The sequence below is a fragment of the Janibacter zhaoxuefangae genome (assembly GCF_050271985.1).
Classification (GTDB): Bacteria; Actinomycetota; Actinomycetes; order Actinomycetales; family Dermatophilaceae.
Genome location: NZ_CP189849.1, coordinates 38,833 through 57,658, shown reverse-complemented (window position 1 = coordinate 57,658; position 18,826 = coordinate 38,833). Strand labels below are relative to the sequence as shown.

At 72.1% G+C, this 18,826-nt stretch carries 14 protein-coding genes; 6 read left to right on the top strand and 8 right to left on the bottom strand.

What is annotated here, in order from left to right:
- Positions 1-53 precede the first annotated feature (53 nt).
- From ACQBAS_RS00260 to ACQBAS_RS00245, 4 genes are all read left to right on the top strand, one after another.
- Positions 54-2,645, top strand: a complete 2,592-nt coding sequence (locus tag ACQBAS_RS00260; protein ID WP_427384307.1) for a circularly permuted type 2 ATP-grasp protein — start codon at positions 54-56, stop codon at positions 2,643-2,645.
- A complete protein-coding gene (locus tag ACQBAS_RS00255; RefSeq protein WP_427384306.1) occupies positions 2,642-3,631 on the top strand; it encodes a transglutaminase family protein in 990 nt (329 codons plus the stop codon). Before ACQBAS_RS00260 ends, ACQBAS_RS00255 begins: the two co-directional genes overlap by 4 nt.
- Before the next feature lie 215 nt (positions 3,632-3,846).
- Positions 3,847-6,108 carry a PQQ-binding-like beta-propeller repeat protein gene (locus tag ACQBAS_RS00250; RefSeq protein WP_427384305.1) on the top strand — a complete coding sequence of 754 codons (2,262 nt, stop codon included), beginning with the start codon at positions 3,847-3,849 and terminating at the stop codon, positions 6,106-6,108.
- Positions 6,109-6,251: 143 nt separating this feature from the next.
- Entirely contained in the window at positions 6,252-7,193 is a 942-nt protein-coding gene (locus ACQBAS_RS00245) for an aldo/keto reductase (protein ID WP_427384304.1), read from the top strand.
- Positions 7,194-7,271: 78 nt separating this feature from the next.
- Here the strand turns inward: ACQBAS_RS00245 and ACQBAS_RS00240 are convergent, their stop codons facing one another.
- The 7 genes from ACQBAS_RS00240 to ACQBAS_RS00210 all read right to left on the bottom strand — a co-directional run bounded on the left by ACQBAS_RS00240 (position 7,272) and on the right by ACQBAS_RS00210 (position 16,572).
- Positions 7,272-8,654: an alkaline phosphatase PhoX gene (locus ACQBAS_RS00240; protein ID WP_427384303.1), complete on the bottom strand. Its 1,383-nt coding sequence runs from the start codon at positions 8,652-8,654 to the stop codon at positions 7,272-7,274.
- Between the two features lie 226 nt (positions 8,655-8,880).
- Positions 8,881-9,120 (bottom strand): hypothetical protein, encoded by a 240-nt coding sequence (locus ACQBAS_RS00235; RefSeq protein ID WP_427384302.1) that lies wholly within the window; start codon positions 9,118-9,120, stop codon positions 8,881-8,883.
- A gap of 47 nt (positions 9,121-9,167) precedes the next feature.
- Positions 9,168-10,706 (bottom strand): AMP-binding protein, encoded by a 1,539-nt coding sequence (locus ACQBAS_RS00230; protein WP_427384301.1) that lies wholly within the window; start codon positions 10,704-10,706, stop codon positions 9,168-9,170.
- A 93-nt stretch (positions 10,707-10,799) separates the two neighbouring features.
- Positions 10,800-11,090 carry a hypothetical protein gene (locus ACQBAS_RS00225; protein WP_427384300.1) on the bottom strand — a complete coding sequence of 97 codons (291 nt, stop codon included), beginning with the start codon at positions 11,088-11,090 and terminating at the stop codon, positions 10,800-10,802.
- A 159-nt stretch (positions 11,091-11,249) separates the two neighbouring features.
- Complete coding sequence (locus tag ACQBAS_RS00220; protein ID WP_427384299.1) at positions 11,250-14,060, bottom strand: AAA family ATPase; 2,811 nt, start codon at positions 14,058-14,060, stop codon at positions 11,250-11,252.
- Positions 14,061-14,482: 422 nt separating this feature from the next.
- Positions 14,483-15,001: a hypothetical protein gene (locus tag ACQBAS_RS00215; protein WP_427384298.1), complete on the bottom strand. Its 519-nt coding sequence runs from the start codon at positions 14,999-15,001 to the stop codon at positions 14,483-14,485.
- Positions 15,002-15,063: 62 nt separating this feature from the next.
- Complete coding sequence (locus ACQBAS_RS00210; RefSeq protein ID WP_427384297.1) at positions 15,064-16,572, bottom strand: hypothetical protein; 1,509 nt, start codon at positions 16,570-16,572, stop codon at positions 15,064-15,066.
- A gap of 195 nt (positions 16,573-16,767) precedes the next feature.
- On the opposite strand from ACQBAS_RS00210, the gene ACQBAS_RS00205 reads away from it, so the two are divergent.
- The gene (locus ACQBAS_RS00205) at positions 16,768-17,478 is read left to right on the top strand and encodes a M50 family metallopeptidase (RefSeq protein WP_427384296.1); all 711 of its coding nucleotides are present in this window, start codon (positions 16,768-16,770) and stop codon (positions 17,476-17,478) included.
- Complete coding sequence (locus ACQBAS_RS00200) at positions 17,475-17,657, top strand: hypothetical protein (RefSeq protein WP_427384295.1); 183 nt, start codon at positions 17,475-17,477, stop codon at positions 17,655-17,657. Before ACQBAS_RS00205 ends, ACQBAS_RS00200 begins: the two co-directional genes overlap by 4 nt.
- 77 nt (positions 17,658-17,734) lie before the next feature.
- On the opposite strand, the gene ACQBAS_RS00195 is transcribed toward ACQBAS_RS00200, so the two are convergent.
- Positions 17,735-18,823 (bottom strand): WD40/YVTN/BNR-like repeat-containing protein, encoded by a 1,089-nt coding sequence (locus tag ACQBAS_RS00195; protein WP_427384294.1) that lies wholly within the window; start codon positions 18,821-18,823, stop codon positions 17,735-17,737.
- Positions 18,824-18,826: the final 3 nt, after the last annotated feature.

Genomic DNA, 18,826 nt, shown 5'->3' with positions numbered 1-18,826 from the left:
CGACTCGGGTGGCTCGACAGACGGGGGTCCTCCCCTCGTAGGGTGGCCAGACCATGACTGCCACGGCGAGCATCCACGACGACGACCCGGTCGGCGAGGCCATCGCGAGCCTCGGGCTCCAAGGGCTGCTGACGAAGGCGGCGGAGACGCGCCGGTACATCGAGGACGACGGTGTCACCTACGGCACCGGCGACCCGAAGGAACCGCTGCGCGACTGGTTCCTCGACCCGCTGCCGCTGATCATGGGCGCCGAGGAGTGGGCCGCCATCGAGCGCGGCGTCCGGCAGCGCACGCACCTGCTCGACGCGATCCTCACCGACTCCTACGGCGAGCGTCGCCTGCTCCACGAGCGCATCGTCCCGGCCGAGGCCATCCTCGGGCACGCCGGCTACTTCCCGCAGGCCGACAACATCCGTCTGCCCGGTGCCCACCAGCTGATCAACTCGGCCACGGACCTCGCCCTGACCGGCGGCCAGTGGGTGGCCTACGGCGACCGCACCCAGGCCCCGTCCGGTGCCGCCTACGCCATGGCGAACCGGCGCATCATCTCCCGCGTGCTCGGCGACCTGCACCGACGCACCGACCTTGCCCGGATGCGCGGGTTCTTCGACATCATGCGCCAGACGCTGACGGAGGTCGCGCCGCCGACCGACGGACCGCCGCGCGCCGTCCTGCTCTCCCCCGGCCCACTCAGCGAGACCGCCTTCGACCAGGCGTTCACCGCCACCCTGCTCGGCCACCCGCTCGTCGAGGCCGAGGACCTCACGGTCCGCGACGGCCGCGTGTGGCTGCGCACGTCCGGGCGGCTCGAGCCCGTGGACGTCGTCATGCGCCGCGTCGACGCCGACTTCGTCGACCCGCTCGAGCTGCGCGGCGACTCCGCCCTCGGCGTGCCCGGCTTCCTCGAGGCGTCCCGGCGCGGCACCGTCAGCGTCGTCAACCCGATCGGCGCCGGCGTCATCGAGAACACCGCGCTCACGCCGTACCTGCCGCAGGTGTGCCGCGCGCTCCTCGGCGAGGACCTGCTGCTCCCGTCCCCGCAGACGTGGTGGTGTGGCGACCGCGCGAGCATGCGCCACGTCCTCGCCAACCTGCAGAGCCTCGTCATCAAGCCGATCGCGCGCGGCATCGGGGTCGCCACCCGATTCGGCAGCGACCTCAGCAACCTGCAGGCCGACGAGTTGCGCGCCCAGATCCAGGCCGAGCCGTGGCGGTGGAGCGCGCAGGAGCGGCTCGACATGGCCACCGAGCCGGTCGTCACCCCGGACGGGTTGTCGCAGCGCGCCACCGTCGTGCGCACCTTCGCCGTGGCCCACGGCGACGACTACGCGCTGCTGCCCGGCGGCATGGCGCGGGTCTCGCACGACGAGCAGAGCACCTTCATCTCCAACCACGCCGGCGCCCCGAGCAAGGACGTGTGGGTGCTCGCCTCGCCCGCCGACGCCGTGTCCGGCGCCCCGTCCGACACCGCCGTGGCCTCCCCCGGCGGCCCGGGTTCGACCGGTGTCCCCGGGACGGCCCCGGTCACGCGCCCGGCTCCCGGTCGGCCGACCGGCGCGGGCACGGTCCCCACCCCGACCAGCCCGCCCATCGACCGCTCCGGGCTCGCCTTCTCCAGCCCGGCGCCGCGTGTGGCCCAGGACCTCTTCTGGCTCGGCCGCTACAGCGAGCGCGCGGAGGGCACGGCCCGACTGCTGCGCGTGGCCGACGACCTCGTCGAGGACCACGCCGGCCGGACCGGGACACCCGGAGCCAGCGCCCTCGCCGTCGTCCTCGAGGCCGTCGCCCAGGTGACGGGTGTCGCGCCCCGGGCCCCCTACGACCCCACCGCGACCGGCGCCGAGGCGAAGGCGGTCGATCCGCTGACGCACCTGCGTCACCTCGCCCTCGACGGCCAGCAGCGCGGCAGCGTCGCCTACGCGGCCGCGCGGGCCGCGCGGGCCGCCTTCGCCGTGCGTGAGCAGATGTCGGTCGAGACGTGGATCGCCCACGGCCGGCTCGAGCGGACGCTCGAGGAGGCGCCCGAGGGTGCCGAGCTGAGCCCGCTGCTCGCGCAGGTGCTCGAGTCGTTCCTCGCGCTCGCCGGGATCCACGCCGAGAGCATGGTCCGCGACACGACGTGGGCCTTCATCGACACCGGCCGGCGCATCGAGCGCGCCCAGTTCACGGTGCGTCTGCTGCGGCACACGCTCGGCCAGGACCGCGCGCCCATCGTCGACGGTCAGGTCACCGAGTCGCTGCTCGTGGCGTGCGAGTCGGTCATCACCCACCGCCGCCGGATGGCCGCCGGTGCCGGACCCGCCGGGCCGGCCGCGGCCGCCTTCGATCTCGTCCTGCTGGACCGGGGCAACCCGCGGTCCGTGACCTACCAGATCGACCGGATCGCCGAGGATCTCGCGCTCGTGCCCGAGCCGAGCGAGTCGATCCTCGAGGAGATCGCCGCCATCTGGGGGCTGCTCGAGGCTGCCGACGCCGACGAACTCGAGGGCGACGGGCGCGCGCACCTGCGGACGCTGCTCGACGACCTCGAGAAGCGGCTGCGCGATCTGTCCGACGCCATCGACAAGCGCCACTTCGTGCGGCGCGCCCCCGCGCGGCGCCTGCCCACGCTGTGGTCCACGACCGGTAGCGGGTGGGGCGCATGAGCACCGGACCGACCACCTTCGACAACCCGAAGGCGGGCCGCGAGCGCCGCCTCACCGCGGACGAGCACCACCTGCCGCGGACGTACAGCGTCTCCCACCGGACGACGTACACCTACGAGGAGTACGTCACGGACTCGTACGGTCGCGCGCTGCTGAGCCCGCGCGCGACGGACTCGCAGGAGATCATCTCCAACGAGGTCGAGGTGACGCCGGAGCCGCACCTGCTCGAGGAGCACACCGACCACTTCGGCAACCACAGCCACTACATCGAGATCCGCAGCCCGCACTCGCGCCTCGTCGTGGCCAAGAAGAGCCTCGTGCGCGTCGAGTGGCCGCGGGTCGACGAGGACGCCCTCAACCAGTGGACGGTCGAGTCGGCCGTCGCCGCGCTGGCCGATCCGCGGGCCGACATCGATCCCGTCGAGCGCGCGCAATACCTGCTGCCGTCGCAGCTCGTCGAGTTCGGCAGCATCGTGCGCGAGTACGCCGAGACGATCCTGCCGCCGGAGCGGCCGCTCGGGGAGGCGCTCGTCGCGCTGTTCCACGAGATCTACACGGGGTTCGCGTACAAGAAGGGCGCGACGAGCGTGAAGACGACGCTGCCCGAGCTGCTCGAGAAGCGGGCCGGTGTGTGTCAGGACTACGCGCACCTGGCGATCGGCTGCCTGCGGTCGGTGGGTCTGCCCGCGCGCTACGTCAGCGGCTACATCGAGACGGCCCCGCCTCCCGGGAAGCCCAAGCTGGCCGGGTCCGACGCCACCCATGCGTGGACGTCGGTCATGGTGCCGGGTGGTGCGCCCGGTCAGGACGGCCCGGGATGGGTCGACCTCGACCCGACGAACGACCACTTCGCCGACAGCCGCTACATCGTCACCGGCTGGGGTCGCGACTACCGCGATGTCACCCCGCTGAAGGGGATCATCTTCAGCGAGGGCAGCGGCAGCAAGCTCGACGTCGCCGTCGACGTCATTCGCCAGCCCGACTGACCCGCGCCCCCGCCCCCTTCCCCTTCCCCTTCCCCTTCCCCTTCCCCCGAGTTTTGGACATCAGCGGTCCCAAACTCGGGGCGCGCGGCCCCCTTCCCCCCAGTTTTGGACATCAGCGGTCCATTCCTCGGGGGGCGCCGGCCTTGACCGAGTGTTCAGTGAGCGGTCATCTCCGCGCCGGGTGGAGCACCGGTCCGGTGCCTAACGTCCGCCCCATGGACCACCTGCTGCTCACCCGCCGCTCACTCGTGACGATCCTCGGAACCGCCGGCGCCGGCGCACTCCTCGCCCCACCGGCCGGCGCACTCGGCCAGGCGTCGGCCCCGGCCGCCTTCCTGGCAGACACCGCCGAGCGCGTCCCGGGCGGGCTGCGCTTCGTCGTCCTCACCGACACCCACGCCGACGTCGACGTCCCCTCCAACCTGGCCAACCTGCGACGCGTCTTCGCCGCCGTCGAGGCCGAGGACCCCGCCTTCGTCCTCAACTGTGGCGACATCACGGAGTACGGCCACGACACCGAGTTCGCCGCCTATCGCGCCACGATCCCCGACACGCTCTTCGACCGGGTCAAGCACGTGCCGGGCAACCACGAGGTCCGCTGGGACCCCACGGCACTCGAGTCCTACGAGCGGTGGTTCGGCCCCTCGCAGTACTCCTTCGACGCCGACGGCATCCACTTCGTCGCCCTCGACCCGACCCAGATCCTCCAGGAGCCCGGGCTCCACGGCCCCGACGACCTGGCCTGGCTGCACCGGGACCTCGCCTCAGCCGGGGCCAGGACGCCGAGCCTGCTCTTCCAGCACTACCCGATGGGCGGCCGGAACTACTACGTCAACGACACCGACGCGCTCCTCGACACGATCCGCCCCTTTGCGGTGCGAGCCATGTTCGCCGGCCACATCCACCGTGAGGAGAACGATCACCTCAACGGGCTCACGCAGGTGACCGGCCGGGCGACGAAGGGGCAGCCGCTCTACTACCTCGTCGAGCGCGCCCGGACCGCGGACGGCGGCGACGCCCTCGTCGTCCAGCGCGTCGTCCTGCCCGTCGCGGGCTCCGACGCCCCGCCGACGCGCGACGACGTCGCCGTCATCCCGCTCGGGCGGAAGGGGCCCGGGACCGAGGTCGGCCCCCTCACCGTCAAGAGCGAGATCGCCGCGGCCGGCGGCGCCATCGCCGTCGACGTCACCGCCAAGCCGGCGGCCGTCAGCGCGACGGCGAAGCTCTATCCCCAGGGCGTTTTCGGCGGCACCCACGATGCCGGCTGGACCGGCCTGACCCGCGCCGGGAACCGTTGGATCGGGACCGTCACCACCCCCGGCCTGCCGCCCGGCATCCACCGCGTCCAGGTCCGCGTCGAGGACGAGACGGGGGCCGGCATCGAGCACACCCAGACCCTCGTCCACCCCGGCGACCCCGAGCTGGCGAAGGTCGCCTGGGAAATCGCCCTTGGCGGTCACGTCCAGGGCGCGCTCGCCTCCCACGACGGGCTCGTCGTCGCCGCGAGCACGTCGGGGACGGTCGTCGGCCTGCGGCCGAGGGGCGCGAAGCCGGGCGAGCAGTGGCGCGTCGAGGTCGGCCCGGTCCACCGCGGGCCCGCGTTCGCCGGGGATGGCGCCGTCATCCTCGTCCCGTCCGCCGACCACCACCTGCACGCCCTGGACGCCTCGACCGGCGCCCGCCGGTGGTCGCGGGACCTCGGCAGCCCGGCGTTGTCGTCGCCCGTCGTCGGCGAGGTCTCGGGGACCGAGGTCGTGGCCCTCGCGGCCGGCGACCGCCTCGTCCTCCTCGACACCGCCGACGGCCGGATCCGTTGGGATGTCGAGATCCCCGTCATGTCCGCGGGGCGCCCCGCCATCGACGGCCACCTCGTCATTGCCGGAGCCGGTGACGGCAAGGCCTACGCCGTCGACGCAGCGACGGGCGAGCGGCTCTGGTCCTTCACGACGAACACCCGCACGACGGCCTACACCCGCCTCATCTACGGTCCGTGGGACGACACGATCGAGCTGTTGCCCGACGGCGGAGTGCTCGTCTCGACGGTCTCGGGCGCCTGGGCGCTCGACCGGAGCACGGGCGAGCAACGCTGGCGGCGCAGCGGGTCCTACATCTACGCCCCGGCGCTCACGGTGGGCGATCGGGCGCTGCTCCTGACCGACGAACTCGGCCGGGCGTCGCTCGTCGATCCCACGACGGGCACCGCGACGTGGACGACCCCCACGGCACCCCGCGTCCTCAACGCCGGCCCCGTCCTCGTGCCCGGCGGGGAGCGCGCGCTCCTCGTGGGGACCGGCGGGCTGCTCGTCACGATCGACCTTCGGTCGGGGGCGGCGACACCGCTGCGGCAACTCTTCACCGCCAACACGTTCAGCACGCCGGCGCTCGTCGACGGCGCGGCGGGCGACGGCGGGCCGCAACTGGTCGTGGGTGCCCAGGACGGAGTCGTGCGGGGGATCGTGGGCGCCACCGGCGCCTGACGCCACCCCCGCCCCCCTTCGCCCGCTCTCCCGAGTTTGGGACATCAGGTGTCCCAAACTCGGCCCGATCCGCCCCTTCACCCCCAGTTTTGGACATCAGCGGTCCATTCCTCGGGGGTGGGGCGGGTGCCTAGGCTGACGGGATGAGCCTCCCTCTGGTCCTGGGCACGATGTACTTCGGCACGAAGACGGACGAGGCGACCGCCTTCGCGCTGCTCGACCGCTACGTCGAGGCCGGCGGTCGCGTCCTCGACACGGCGAACTGCTACGCCTTCTGGGCGAGCGACACCGGCGCCGGCGGCCAGAGCGAGCAGGTCATCGGGCGGTGGCTCGCGCAGAACGAGGGCCTGCGCGAGCACCTCGTCCTCTCGACGAAGGTCGGCCAGGAGCCGCGCGAGCCCGGTGTCTTCGAGGCGCCGTGGGAGGGGCTGTCGGCGGAAACCGTTGCGCGGGAGGCAGATCGGAGCCTCGAGCGCCTCGGTGTCGAGACGATCAACCTCTACTGGGCGCACGGCGAGGACCGCTCCGTCGACCTCGCCGAGACCGTGGACGCCTTCGGCGCCCTCACCGCCAGCGGGAAGGTCGCCCGCATCGGCTTCTCGAATCACCCCACCTGGCGGGTCGAACGGGCTCGGGCGCTGGCCACCGCGCGAGGGTTCACCCCCGCCACCGCCCTCCAACTGACGACGTCCTACGTCCGGCCGCGCCCCGACACGACCGTCCCCGGCAAGGACCACCGCTTCGGGTGGGTCACCGACGAGACCCTCGACTACGTGACCGAACATCCCGAGATCGAGGTGTGGGCCTACAGCCCGCTCATCCAGGGCAGTTACGTGCGTGACGACCGCCCCTTCCCGGAGCCGTACGACCACCCCGGCACGACGCGGCGGCTGTCCGCGTTGGCCGACGTCGCGGGTGAGATCGGCGCGAGCCAGGCGCAGGTCGTCCTCGCGTGGCTCGTCGCATCGGCCCCGAGCATCCGCCCCATCCTCGGCGTCAGTTCCGTCGATCAGCTCGACGACGGGCTCGCGGCGATGGACCTGCACCTCAGCCCGGAGCACCTCGCGCGCCTCGACACGGCCTGACCCTCAACAGCGGAAAGCCCGGCGGCACACGACCAAGGCCGCGTGCCGCCGGGCTCACTGTCCGACGAGAGGGACTGCTCAGGGCAGGGTGATCTCGATCGTCCGGTCGTTGCCCGACGCCGGGTGCTGGATGTTCACCCACGCGCGACGCTTGTCGGTCGGGTCGAAGTAGAGACCCGTGAACTCGGAGCCGACCGTCCCGTTGGAGGCCCAGCGGCCGATGCCCTCGCCCGCGTCGCCGAGGTCACCGTCGTCGTTGAGGTCCTTGGCCAACCAGATGTCGTTGTCGACGCCGCCATTGCGGTCCTCGACGATGTAGATGTTGCCCTCGGAGTCGATGGCCAGGTTGTCCGGGCTGGTGAAGGCCTTCGAGCCCGCGGCTGCACCGGTGGCGAGGTCGGTGCTCGACGCGTCGGCGAAGACCGAGATCTCCTGCGAGCCGAGGTCCATGACGTAGACCTCGTTCGTCGTCGTGGTGGCGACGTAGAGGCGCTCGACACCGTTGACGGTCTTCAGCTGCACGTCCTCGGGACGCTGGTAGTCGGTGCCCTTGAACGCCGGCACGTCGGTCGTGTTGCGACCGTCGACCGACGTCACGCCGTTCGGGTCGGTGATGGTGAGCGTGCCGGGGAGGCCCTTGCCCTGCCAGTCGGTGATCGGGACCCAGGCGTACGACCCGGTCGCGTTGGGGGTGTTGCCGTCGCCGACGCGCAGGACGGAGGTCTGTCCGGCGTCGAAGTAGCCGGCGCGACCCGCGGCGATCTCACCCTTGCTGGCCTTGGGCGTGTAGCGGAAGATGCTGCCGCCGTTGAACTCGTCGATGACGTACATGTTCCCCTTCTTGTCGAAGGAGATGCCCTCGTGGGACATGCGCGGGATGACGTTGCGGTGCTCGACGTTGGCGGCCTCGCCGCCGACCTCGGTCACGGAGTCGGCGGTCAGGGGGTTGGTCAGTTCGAAGAAGCGGCCCCACGGGTTCGTCGTGCACCCCTCGGCGTCGGCGCACCACTCCTCCTCAGCGGTGACGTACGTGTTCTGCGGCGTCCACTGCGACCCGTCCCAGCGCTTGAACTGCTCGGGTTCGGGGCTGATCCACAGGGTCTTCGTCTCGCCCGAGGCGAGGTCGGTCCGCTGGATGCCGGACTGCTGGCTCTCGAACGGCGTGAAGAGGAACGAGCCGGGCTGGTGTCCGGTCTCGTTGACGACGTTCATGTCGAAGACGCCGGTGTTGGGCTCGCCCTTGGCCAGCTGCTCCTGCTTGGAGACGATGGAGCGCTGCAGGAGGGACGGGTTGCCGAAGGTGATCGGCGTGGCCTCCGTGGCCGTCGGACCGGCCGAGGCGGCGAGCGGGGTGAAGTCGGAGAAGCGGACGCTGTCAGCGGACGCTCCACCGGCCGTGGCGACCAGGCCGGTGAGCAGCACGCTGCCGGCGACGACACCGGCGCGAAGGGGGCTCTTCATGTGGGTTCCTCCCAGATCATGTGCCGCTCGATCGAGCGGCCCAACGCAGTCTGGCGAGGTGGCGCCATGGGGGCGTGAAATCCAGCCCGGTCCCCCCTGAACACCGCGTGAACGCACGTTCAGCCTCCAGAAATGGACACCTGATGTCCCAAACTCGGGTGGAAGAGGGCCTTCAACCCCAGGAATGGACACCTGATGTCCCAAACTCGGGTGGAAGAGGGCCGGCTCAGACGCTCGAGACGCCCTGCTGACGCCGCGCCCGCAGCGCCTGCAGCGCCTGACGCACGAACCAGCCGACGACGGCAATGTTGAGCACGAGCAGCACCCACTGAGCCGTGCCCCACCCGTCTGTCCCGTTGGCGAGGTCGACGAGCTTGCTGACGAGGGCCACCGAGAGCAGTGCCGCCAGAACGGTCGGGATGACGGGCGAGGCGTAGGTCGGCCGCGGGCCGCGGTTGTCGGTCATGGCCCCAGCCAACCACGGCCCAGTGCGTCGAAGCGCGACATGACCGCTCAGTTCACCTGGCGGTCGCGGCCCTCCCAGTACGGGGCGCGCAGCTTGAACTTCTGCAGCTTGCCGGTCGCGGTGCGGGCCAGTTCGTCCCGGAACTCGACAGACGTCGGCGCCTTGTAGCCGGCCGCGCGCGACTTGCACCACGCGATGAGGTCGGCCTCGGTCGTCGTGGAGCCGGGCGCGAGGACGACGAGGGCCTTGATCGTCTCGCCCCACTTCTCGTGCGGGACGCCGATGACCGCGACCTCGGTGACGTCCGGGTGGGAGAAGAGCGCGTCCTCGACCTCGACGGACGAGACGTTCTCGCCGCCGGTGATGATGACGTCCTTCTTGCGGTCGCTGATCGTCACGTAGCCGTCGTCGCCGATCGTCCCGCCGTCACCGGTGTGGAACCAGCCACCGTCGAGCACGCGGGCGGTCTCGTCGGGCAGCTCCCAGTAGCCGTCCATGACGACGTTGCTGCGGGCCAGCAGCTCGCCGTCCTCGGCCAGGGACATGGACACCCCGAGCGCGGGCGCACCCGCGCGCACCAGACGACGTGCGCGCTCCTCCGGATCCAGGTCGTCCCACTCCTGGCGGGTGCGGTTGATCGTCAGCAGCGGCGACGTCTCGGTGAGCCCGTAGATCTGGATGAACTCCCAGCCGAGGTCGGTCTCGACCTGGGCGATCGTCGCGGTCGGTGGCGGGGCACCGGCACAGATGACACGCACCCGGTCGCGCCCGGGGATCTCCCCCTCCCAGTCCGCCGCGGCGGCGAGCACGCTGTTGACGACGGCCGGGGCCGCGCAGAGGACGGTGACGCCATGCTCCTCGATCCGGCGGAGGATCTCGGCGCCGTCGATCTTGCGGATGATGATGTGCTTCGCGCCGACACCGGTCATGGCGAAGGGCATGCCCCAGCCGTTGGCGTGGAACATCGGGAGCGTGTGCAGGTAGACGTCCCGGTCGCTGATCCCCGCGTGCATGCCGAAGGTGACCGCGTTGGTCCACAGGTTGCGGTGGGTGAGCTGGACCCCCTTCGGGCGGGCCGTCGTGCCGGACGTGTAGTTGATCGTCGCGGTCGCCCCTTCGTCCGGCTCCCACTCCCGCGGCTGCGCCGCGGCCGGGTCCGCACCGAAGAGGTCGTCGTCCTGACCGAGGACGAAGACGTGCTCCGCCTCGACCTCGTCGATGAGCGTGGTCAGCTCGGGGTCGATGTAGAGGACCCGGGCGCCGGAGTGCTTGACGATGAAGGTGACCTCCTCGGGCGCGAGGCGGAAGTTCACGGGCACGAGGATCCGGCCGGAACCGCTGACGCCGTAGAAGCTCGCGAGCAGACGGGCCGAGTTGTGCGAGACGACGGCGACGCGCTCCCCCACGGCGATGCCGAGGGCGTCGAGGTGGGCGGCCTGCCCCCGGGCCAGCTCCCGCAGCCGCGCGTACGTCACGCCCTCGAGCGGGGCGGCTGGCTGGTCCGGCTCGTCGACGACGGCGATGCGCTCGCCATAGGCCAGTGCGGCGCGATCGAGGAAGTGGTTGACGGTGAGCGGGACGAACATCGGGGGCTCCCAGGGGGTTCGACTGCGGTGTCGATCCGAGATTACCGCCAGCCGACTGGCGTCGACTGGCGGTAGGGAGACCTCGGTGGCCACTCAGGCCGGCATCCCGGCATGCAGGTGGCGGTTGTGAACCATCACCGTGGCGAGCAGCACGATGGCCAGGGCCGCGGCGCCCAGGCCGACGGCGACCTGCCAACTCATGCCGAAGATGTCGGACCCATCGAGCGTGACGAAGTTGGTGACGCCGTTCGAGGTCGCGTCCCCCGTCGGGCCGTCAGCCCCCGGGAGGGGAGCCGGCTCGGCGAAGGCGGATGATGCGGTGACGATGAGACCCATCAACAGCGCGGCAACGCTGGCGGTGAGTCGAGTGACGAACGAAAACATGACGTGCCTTTCGATGTGTGCCGGACCCCCCGGCGCGGTGCCCGGCGGTCGTCGGGCTCACTGCTGAGCGTGCGGCTCGGGGTCGGGGGCCGGTAAGGGGTGAAACCCTCGGCAGTGACGGCCGCGCGGGTGCGGGGTCGAAGGGTGTGCGGGCGAGGGTCAGAAACCGACCGGGTGGGTCGACGGGCCATCGGCGCCCTCGCCATGGACCCGCGATGTATCAGGAGCAGGGACCGGCGACGCGCCGGGCAGGTCCGCGAGGGCCAGACCCAGCTCTGCCCGCCCACGGATCCCGAGTTTGCGATAGACGCGCCCGAGATTGGCCTCGACCGTCTTGATGCTGAGGTAGGCCGACGCCGCGATGTCACGGTTGCGCAGCCCCATCGTCGCGAGGTCGGCCACCCGCCGTTCCGTCTCCGTGAGCTCGTCACCGGTGTGGTGGTGGAGCCCGATGCGGTCGAGCTCCCCACGAGCCTGCTCCTCCCACGGGGGGCAGCCGATGGCCTCGAAGATCGAGGTCGCCTTCTCCACCTCGTCCCGAGCCCGCGCCTTGGCATGGGCGCGGCGCAGCACCCTGCCCGCGACGAGGTGGGCACGGCCGCGTTCGAGCGGCTGCCGGTCCGGGCTTGCATACCCCGCGAGCATCGCCGGCACCGCCTCGGTGGCCTCCTCGACGTGCCCGGTGGCGGCGAGGAGGCAGACACGCACGCGCTCGAGCCCGGCTGCCACGGAGTCGCGGCCCATCCGGTTGGCCCGCTCCAGCCCCTCCGCGTGAATGGCCTCGGCCTCGGCCACGTGCCCCAGAGCCAGGGCCGCCTCGGCGTGGTCCGTGACGATGACGACGTTGCCGACATCGAGCAGTTCGGCCTCCTGCGCTCGGGCCCAGGAGCGTCCCGCGGCCTCGTAGGCCTCCTCGTGCAGGCCGTAGCCCATGACCGACCACACGTGGAGGGCGTGCGCGACGGACCACAGCAGCGGGTCGTCGGCGTGCTCGAGGTGGGGCATCGCGTCGGCGAGGATGCGGCGGGCGCCCGCGAGGTCGCCCCGCAGCGCGACGATCGGCATCCGCGTCACCTCGGCGAACCAGTGCGGCACGAAGTCGGTCGTCGCGAGCCGTGCGGAGCGGTCGAGCAGTCGCAGGGCGCGGTCCCACTGGCCGGCGCGCATCTCGACGTGCGCCAGGGTGGCCACGACCTCCGCCGCGGAGACGTCGTCGCCGAGGGCGAGGGCCTCCTTCGCGATCCTCGTCAGCTCGGCACGGGCCTCGTCGTGGTGATCGGCGAAGAGGGCCTGCTTGGCCAGCACGAAGTCGGCGCGGGACAACACGAGCGGTGGCGGGGCGGACCGTTGGAGCGCGACGGCCCGCTCGAGCAGCTCCGGGCGCGGGTCGAGCCGCTGGTGGTGCCACCGTCCCTCGCAGGTCAACGCCGCCGCGAGGACCCGGTCGACGTCGGGGGTGGACTCGAGTGCCTCGAGGATCCGGCGTGCCCCGGTGACCTGCTCGTGCCGGATGGCCCGCGGGGTCGACCCCTCGAGGTGGACCAGACGCGCGGCGAGCGTCAGCGCCGATGGTCGCTCGGCGCCCAGCCGCGCGATGATCGCGTCGGTCTCGCGACGGGTGCCGGTGGACTGGCTGAGGATGCCCAGGTGGAGGAGCGCCTCGCACCGGATGTCGGAGTCGTGACAGCGGGCGAGCTCCTCAAGGAGGGCCTCGGCCCGGTCGTGGCGCCCCGCCACCATGAGCCAGTCCGCGAGGACGAGCCGGCGCCGGTCCCGCTGCACGGAGTCGACCGGCGATCGCGTAACTCCGCGTTCGAGCAGTTCCAGTGAGGTGTCCCAGGCTCCGCGAGCGCGGGCTTCGTGAGCGGCCGCCTCGAGGTCCGCGGCAAGGTCGTCGTCGGGGTCGTCGCCCGCGTGCCCGAGGTGACGCACCCGCGCCTCGCTCCCGGAGGCGACCTCGGCGAGACGGGCATGGGCCGCCTGGACGGTGACGTGGGCGACGGAGTGGACGACCGCGTGGGCGAAGAGGGGGTGCGCGAACTCGACGACGTCCGTGAGGCGAACGAGCCCGTCGGCCTCGGCGGGCGCGAGGGCCTCCACGAACGCGGGGACGTCGACGTCGCACGCGGCCGCGACGTCCGCGACCCGCGGCTCCGTGGCGAGCGCCGCCATCAGCAGCGCGGCCCGCGTCAATGGTGGGAAGGCACGCACGCGCGCCTCGGCGAGTGCGTCGACGCCCGCTGGCGCCGACGAGTCCACCGCCTCGTCGTCCTCCTGCACCCGGAGCCGGGCGACCTCCAGCGCGAGCGACGGGTTCCCGCCTGAGGCCCGGGCGACCGCGTCGAGTCGCCCCCGGTCGAGTTCGACACCGAGCTCGGCGCGGACGACGTCGTAGATCTCCTCCTCGTCGAGTGGGCCGAGGGTCACCTCGGTGGTGTCGTCGGGCAGCCAGGGCTCGACGGTCGCGGGTCGCCCCAGGGCGAGCAGCCGCACTCGGCCGTCGTGGGCGCCGCGCAGGACGACTCCGAGCGCCCAACGGGTCGACGCGTCGAGCCAGTGGGCATCGTCCACGACGATCAGGACCGGTGCCAGGGTTCGCAGGACGGTGCCCAACCCGGCCGCGACGGCGCGGGGGTCGACCTCGGCCCCCGGATCGTCGTGCAGCAGCGCGGCGCGCAGCGCGCGGCGCTGCGGCGCGGGCAGCGCCTCGATGACGGATTCCCCGACAGGCGAGAGGAGTTCGGACAGGGCGCTGAAGGGGAGTTGCTCGTCGAAGGCGGTCGGCCGAGCCGTCAGGACGTGCCCCGCGCTGCCGTCCACCTCCCGCAGGACGTGCCGTGCGAGCGCCGTCTTCCCCATGCCCGGGGCGGCCGTGACGAGGGTGTGCCCTCCGTCATCGGCGTGGACCAAGGCCACGAGATGGCGCACTTCCCCCTGTCGGGCCACGAAGGCACCCGGAGGCTCGCCCATGCCTGTCAGTCTGTGCGCCGGCCCGGTGGCGCGTCAGGCCCGAACGGGTGGTTACCGCTGACCCGTTCGGGCCCCGCCCGCGATCAGGGCGGCCGCACCGACGTGCGCGACCGTCATGAGGACGAAGGTCGCGAGCCACCCCACGGCGAGCCCCGGGGTGGAGAGCGGGCTGCCCCCCCGCCCCGGCCACGAGCAGGGCCATCACCACGACGGCGACGACGTTGACGACGGCGGCGAGACCCACGCGCGCACCGAGGGTCAGGCGCGGCGCGAGCCATCCGGCCATGAGGCCGCCGCCGACCGCCGCCACCGGACCCACGACGATCACGAGCGCCATCACCAGGCGGGTGATCCCCCACACGAGGGCGATCGTCGTGAGCGCCGACGCGAGGGCCGCCTTCGTCGTCCTGGTCATCGACGCGTCATCCCTGCTTCTTCTCGAAGGTCAGGCTCTCGATGATGTGCCGGACCGTCTCCGGGTCGGGGTTGGCCCCGTTGATCGCGACGGCGGCCGTCTGAGGATGGGGCCACTGGCCGGCGATGACCCAGGTGCCCTCCCACGTCTCCTTCTCGTGCGTGAAGGTGAAGTCGCTGCGGATGGCGGAGTCGGCGCCCTCGACCTCGAGGTCCTGCATCCCGCCGCCCTTGTAGCCCTCGAGGCGGAGCGTGGCCGGCAGGTCGAGGCGGCTGAGGGCCGCATTCGCGGTGGGGTCGTCGCTGAACTCGCCGGAGACCTGCAGCTCGATGCCGTCGCCGACGTACTTCGTGTCCCAGGCCTCCCCGGTGGGCGACTCCTCGGTCCAGTCGGCGGGTCGCTCGAGCGTCAGCCGCCCGACCTTCACCTCCGTCCAGCCCTCGGCGGCGCCTCCACCGGCGGGGCCACCGCTCGAGCAGGCGGACAGGCCGACCACGGCCGCCACCGTCATGACTGTCGTGCACATACGGGCCCGCATGGTCACCTTCCGTCGGGTCTGTGTCGCGCCGCCGGCGCGGACGCCGCGCATCATGCCACGCATTCGGTGTAGTCGAGGACCGGTCGCGTGCCGTCGGCGCGGGGGGCTCCGAGGTAGGTCGCCTCCGTCGCGGTCGTCTCCGAGTTCTCCATGGAGAAGTCCACGCCGAAGGCCATCCCGAACTTGACGTTGAGCGCGAATCCGGCGACGTCGGTGACGTGGTCGTAGGCGATGCTGCTGCTCGTCGCGTTCTCGAAGAGGAGCGTCCCGAAGGGGTCTTCGGGGTCGGCCTGCGCGGGGTTCGCGTCGTTGAGGCTGATCAGTCCGGGCCACTCGTAGTTGCCCGTGCCACCCAGCCAGTCGGTCGCGATCTGCTGCTGTTCGGCGTTCTCCGGGTCGAGGGCCAGCGTCGTCTCGGTGACGACGACGTCGCCGTTGGTCGACCCCGCGTTGATGCTGCCGGAGCCGCCGTTGCGCGTCGGCGTCCCACCGTTGTTGACCTCGGCTTCGCCCTCGCCGCCACCGGCCGAGGTCACCTCGCTCGTGGAGACGATCTGGATCTCGATGATGTTGCCGTCCGCGTCCTTCTTGACCGACAGGGACATGCCCACCATGGAGCCACCGCCACCGGTCGCGAGACCGACCTGGCCGGTCAGTTCGCCGTTGAGGGACATGTCCGTGACATAGGTCCGGGTGTCGTCGGAGGCGTCGTCGGGGGTGTTGCCGTTGTCGTTGGTGACGGTCCACTGGGCCTGCGGGCTGAGGGACGCGCTGAAGCCCTGGTCGGTGAGCTGGGTCGTGCTCAGCGGCGTGTCGCTGCCGGCGGAGATCCCGAGGTCACCGGTCACGTCACCGTTGACACCGATGCCGCCGAAGGTGGTCGAGGGGACCGGCGGCGGGTCGACCGAGGGACCCATGTAGGGGATGCACGTCCCCATCGCGCACGTCGGGTGCGTGATTTGGTACTGGTACATCAGGTAGGCATCGAGGTCGTCGCGGAACTCGTTTGCCTGGTCCTGGTTCTCGAAGGACCACGTGCTGCCGTAGTCGAACGTCACCCCGCCGCCGAAGTCGATCTTCGCCTCGGCCTCCATCTCGCCCCACGCGGCATCGGCACCGAAACCGCCCGTGGCCCCGATCTCGGCGCCGTTGGTCGCCATCATCGTGACCGTGCCGTCGCTGTACTCCGTGACGACGAAGCCGGCGTTCTCGCCGATCTCGATGAAGCCGATCTTGATGACGGAGCTGTATTCGTCACCGGTCTCGTGGATCTTGCACTTCTCCGGTTCGAAGTCCTGGTCGGTCGGTGGCTGGGCCTCGTCCTCGGTGTCGCCTCCACCCGGCGCGCAGCCGAGGTCGGTCTGGACGACCTGGCCCACCGCGCGGCAGACCGCACCGCGGATGTCCGCGCTCTGGGGCGAGATGGCGATGAAGACGGCGCCGACGAGGAAGGCCGCCGTGATGACGCCGGCGACGTACTCCAGCCCGGCCGCACCCGTCTCCGCGAGTGCGTGACGGAGCCCCCTGATCCGGCCGGTTCGGGCGCGCTTCGTGTCCATGATCTCCCTTGGCTGAGGCCCGGTCGGCTCCCCTGAGATCCAACCGGGCAGCGCCAGAGTAGGTGCGCGAAGGTCGCCCGGTCGTGGGCCCGCGGGCCCCATCCGGGGCCCAAGTCAGGCCCAATACGGGCCCGATGTCAGGCCCGGGGTCGTCGCCCAGGGGGCCGGACAGGTGGGTGGGCTAGGTTCCGCGGCATGGACGACGGGCTGCTGACGGGGATCGCCGGACGGCTGCTGCCGGCCGCGCACGACGTCACCCTCGGGGCCTCCGAGCTGAGCGTGGTCCTCCTGCTCGCGCTGGCGGCCGTCGCCATCGACCCCCTGTGGCGCGTGCTGCGCGTCGGCATCACGCTCGTCCACGAACTCGGGCATGCGGGCGTCGGCGTCCTCGTCGGCCGCCAGTTCACCGGCTTCGTCGTGCGCGGCGACATGTCGGGTCACGCCGTCACCCGCGGGCCGGCTCGGGGGCCGGGCCAGGTGGCCTCAACCTGGGCCGGCTACCCCGCGCCCGCCGTCGTCGGTGCCGTCCTCACCTGGCTCGCCGGGACGGGGTGGGCCGGACCCGGGCTGGCCGTGATCCTCGTCGGGCTGCTCATCGCGCTCATCCGGGTGCGCTCCGCGCTGACGGCGATCGTCGTGATGGTCGCCCTCGGGGCGACCTTCGCGCTGTGGTGGTGGGCGGACGACACCGTGCGCGCGCAGGTCCTCGTCGGCGTGGGGATCGTCCTCGTCGTCGGCGCCTGGCGGCACCTGGGCGCCGTCCTGCGCGGCGGCCGCTCGAGCGACCCCGGCGTCCTCGCCCACCTGACCGGGGTGCCGACGCTCGTCTGGACCGCCAGCTTCGCGCTCGTGTGCGGGCTGGCCTCCTGGGTCGTCGTGGCGACGCTCGGTGAGGCCTGGTCGTGAATCACCCAAGACGTGCTGGCGGTCGTCGGGTCACCCCGACGGCTGTTCGGGCGGCGCCACGCGGGCAGGGCGGTTCGTACTGGAAGTACTCGGCGTGGACGAAGGACGGCTACCGCGCCTCCGTGAGCTGCGGGTCCGCCTACGTCACGGCCTTCGGCGCCACGGTCCACTACGAGTGAGCCGACCGTCGCACAGACTGCGGGGCCGGATCCGTCATGGATCCGGCCCCGCGGCCTGTCGTCACCCGTGAAGCGGGTCAGTGCAGATCGAGCCGTCCGACGCGACCGCCCCCACCGGCCGCCCAGCAACTGCCGTCGTTGGTGCAGTCGAGCGTGTGGAAGGCCTCGTCACTGACCTGCGTCCACGTCCGTCCGCCGTCGAGGCTGCGACTCGTCCCGCCGATGGCACCGCCCTGGCCGACCGCGAGGACCGTGGCCCGCGTGCCCGGGACGAAGGCGGCGTCCTCACCCAGGTGGGCCACGTCGCCACCACCGGTCCACGTGGCGCCGTCGCGCGTCGTGGCGGCGGCGTCCGTCCCGTTGTCCGGGGCGGCGAAGTCGCCACCGACGACGACGGCCTGGCGCGGGTTCTTCGTCGCCATCCCGAAGACGCCGGCGGCCTCACCGGCGGGCAGCCCGCTGTCCGTGGCCGTCCACGTCATGCCGAGGTCCCGCGAATGGAAGACGCGCGAGTCCGCGCCGCCCGAGCCGAACCACGCATCGCGCCCGTCCATGACGAGGCAGTCACCACTCGCGGAGAAGTTGAACTCCCCGGTCGAATCCGGCATCCCCGCCGTCGGCAGGACCTCCCACGACGCGCCCCCGTCAGCGGTGCGCAGGATGCGGAAGCGCCCGTCGACGGGGTCGCTCACCGCGAGACCGTCGCGGCCACCCGGTGCGAAGTCGACACAGTTGTAGAAGGCGGCCTCCTCGGTGTTGCGGAACGTCTCCGCCCACGTCGCGCCGCCGTCCGTCGTCCGGTAGATCCGGGAGGCTTCGCCGGGTCCGATGGCGAGGACGACGGCCGTCTCGGCGTCACGCGCCTCGACATCCCGGACCATCAAGCCCTCGGAGCCGGCCGGGCGGACGTCCTCCCAGTGCGCTCCGCCGTTCGTCGTGCGGAAGACGCCGCCTTCGCCGCCGGAGGCACTGCCGCCGGTGACCCATGCGGTGTCCCGGTCGACGGCGTCGAGGCCACGGAACCCCTGGTCCGGGTCGACGACCGTGACGTCCCAGTCGGCGTCGGTCGAGGGTGGGGCGGCCACCGCGGAGGTGGCGAGAGGCATGGCGAGGGCGGTCGCCGCGCCGACGGCCAGGAGGCGACGAAGGGTGCTGGGCTGGGTCATCGT

Excerpts from the sequence above, each read along its gene's own strand:
- ACQBAS_RS00230 (WP_427384301.1), bottom strand. The coding sequence starts at position 10,706 with ATGTTCGTCCCGCTCACCGTCAACCACTTCCTCGATCGCGCCGCACTG.
- ACQBAS_RS00210 (WP_427384297.1), bottom strand. The coding sequence starts at position 16,572 with ATGGACACGAAGCGCGCCCGAACCGGCCGGATCAGGGGGCTCCGTCAC.
- ACQBAS_RS00245 (WP_427384304.1), top strand. The coding sequence starts at position 6,252 with ATGAGCCTCCCTCTGGTCCTGGGCACGATGTACTTCGGCACGAAGACG.
- ACQBAS_RS00235 (WP_427384302.1), bottom strand. The coding sequence starts at position 9,120 with ATGACCGACAACCGCGGCCCGCGGCCGACCTACGCCTCGCCCGTCATC.
- ACQBAS_RS00250 (WP_427384305.1), top strand. The coding sequence starts at position 3,847 with ATGGACCACCTGCTGCTCACCCGCCGCTCACTCGTGACGATCCTCGGA.
- ACQBAS_RS00220 (WP_427384299.1), bottom strand. The coding sequence starts at position 14,060 with ATGGGCGAGCCTCCGGGTGCCTTCGTGGCCCGACAGGGGGAAGTGCGC.
- ACQBAS_RS00215 (WP_427384298.1), bottom strand. The coding sequence starts at position 15,001 with ATGTGCACGACAGTCATGACGGTGGCGGCCGTGGTCGGCCTGTCCGCC.
- ACQBAS_RS00255 (WP_427384306.1), top strand. The coding sequence starts at position 2,642 with ATGAGCACCGGACCGACCACCTTCGACAACCCGAAGGCGGGCCGCGAG.
- ACQBAS_RS00195 (WP_427384294.1), bottom strand. The coding sequence starts at position 18,823 with ATGACCCAGCCCAGCACCCTTCGTCGCCTCCTGGCCGTCGGCGCGGCG.
- ACQBAS_RS00240 (WP_427384303.1), bottom strand. The coding sequence starts at position 8,654 with ATGAAGAGCCCCCTTCGCGCCGGTGTCGTCGCCGGCAGCGTGCTGCTC.
- ACQBAS_RS00205 (WP_427384296.1), top strand. The coding sequence starts at position 16,768 with ATGGACGACGGGCTGCTGACGGGGATCGCCGGACGGCTGCTGCCGGCC.
- ACQBAS_RS00260 (WP_427384307.1), top strand. The coding sequence starts at position 54 with ATGACTGCCACGGCGAGCATCCACGACGACGACCCGGTCGGCGAGGCC.
- ACQBAS_RS00225 (WP_427384300.1), bottom strand. The coding sequence starts at position 11,090 with ATGTTTTCGTTCGTCACTCGACTCACCGCCAGCGTTGCCGCGCTGTTG.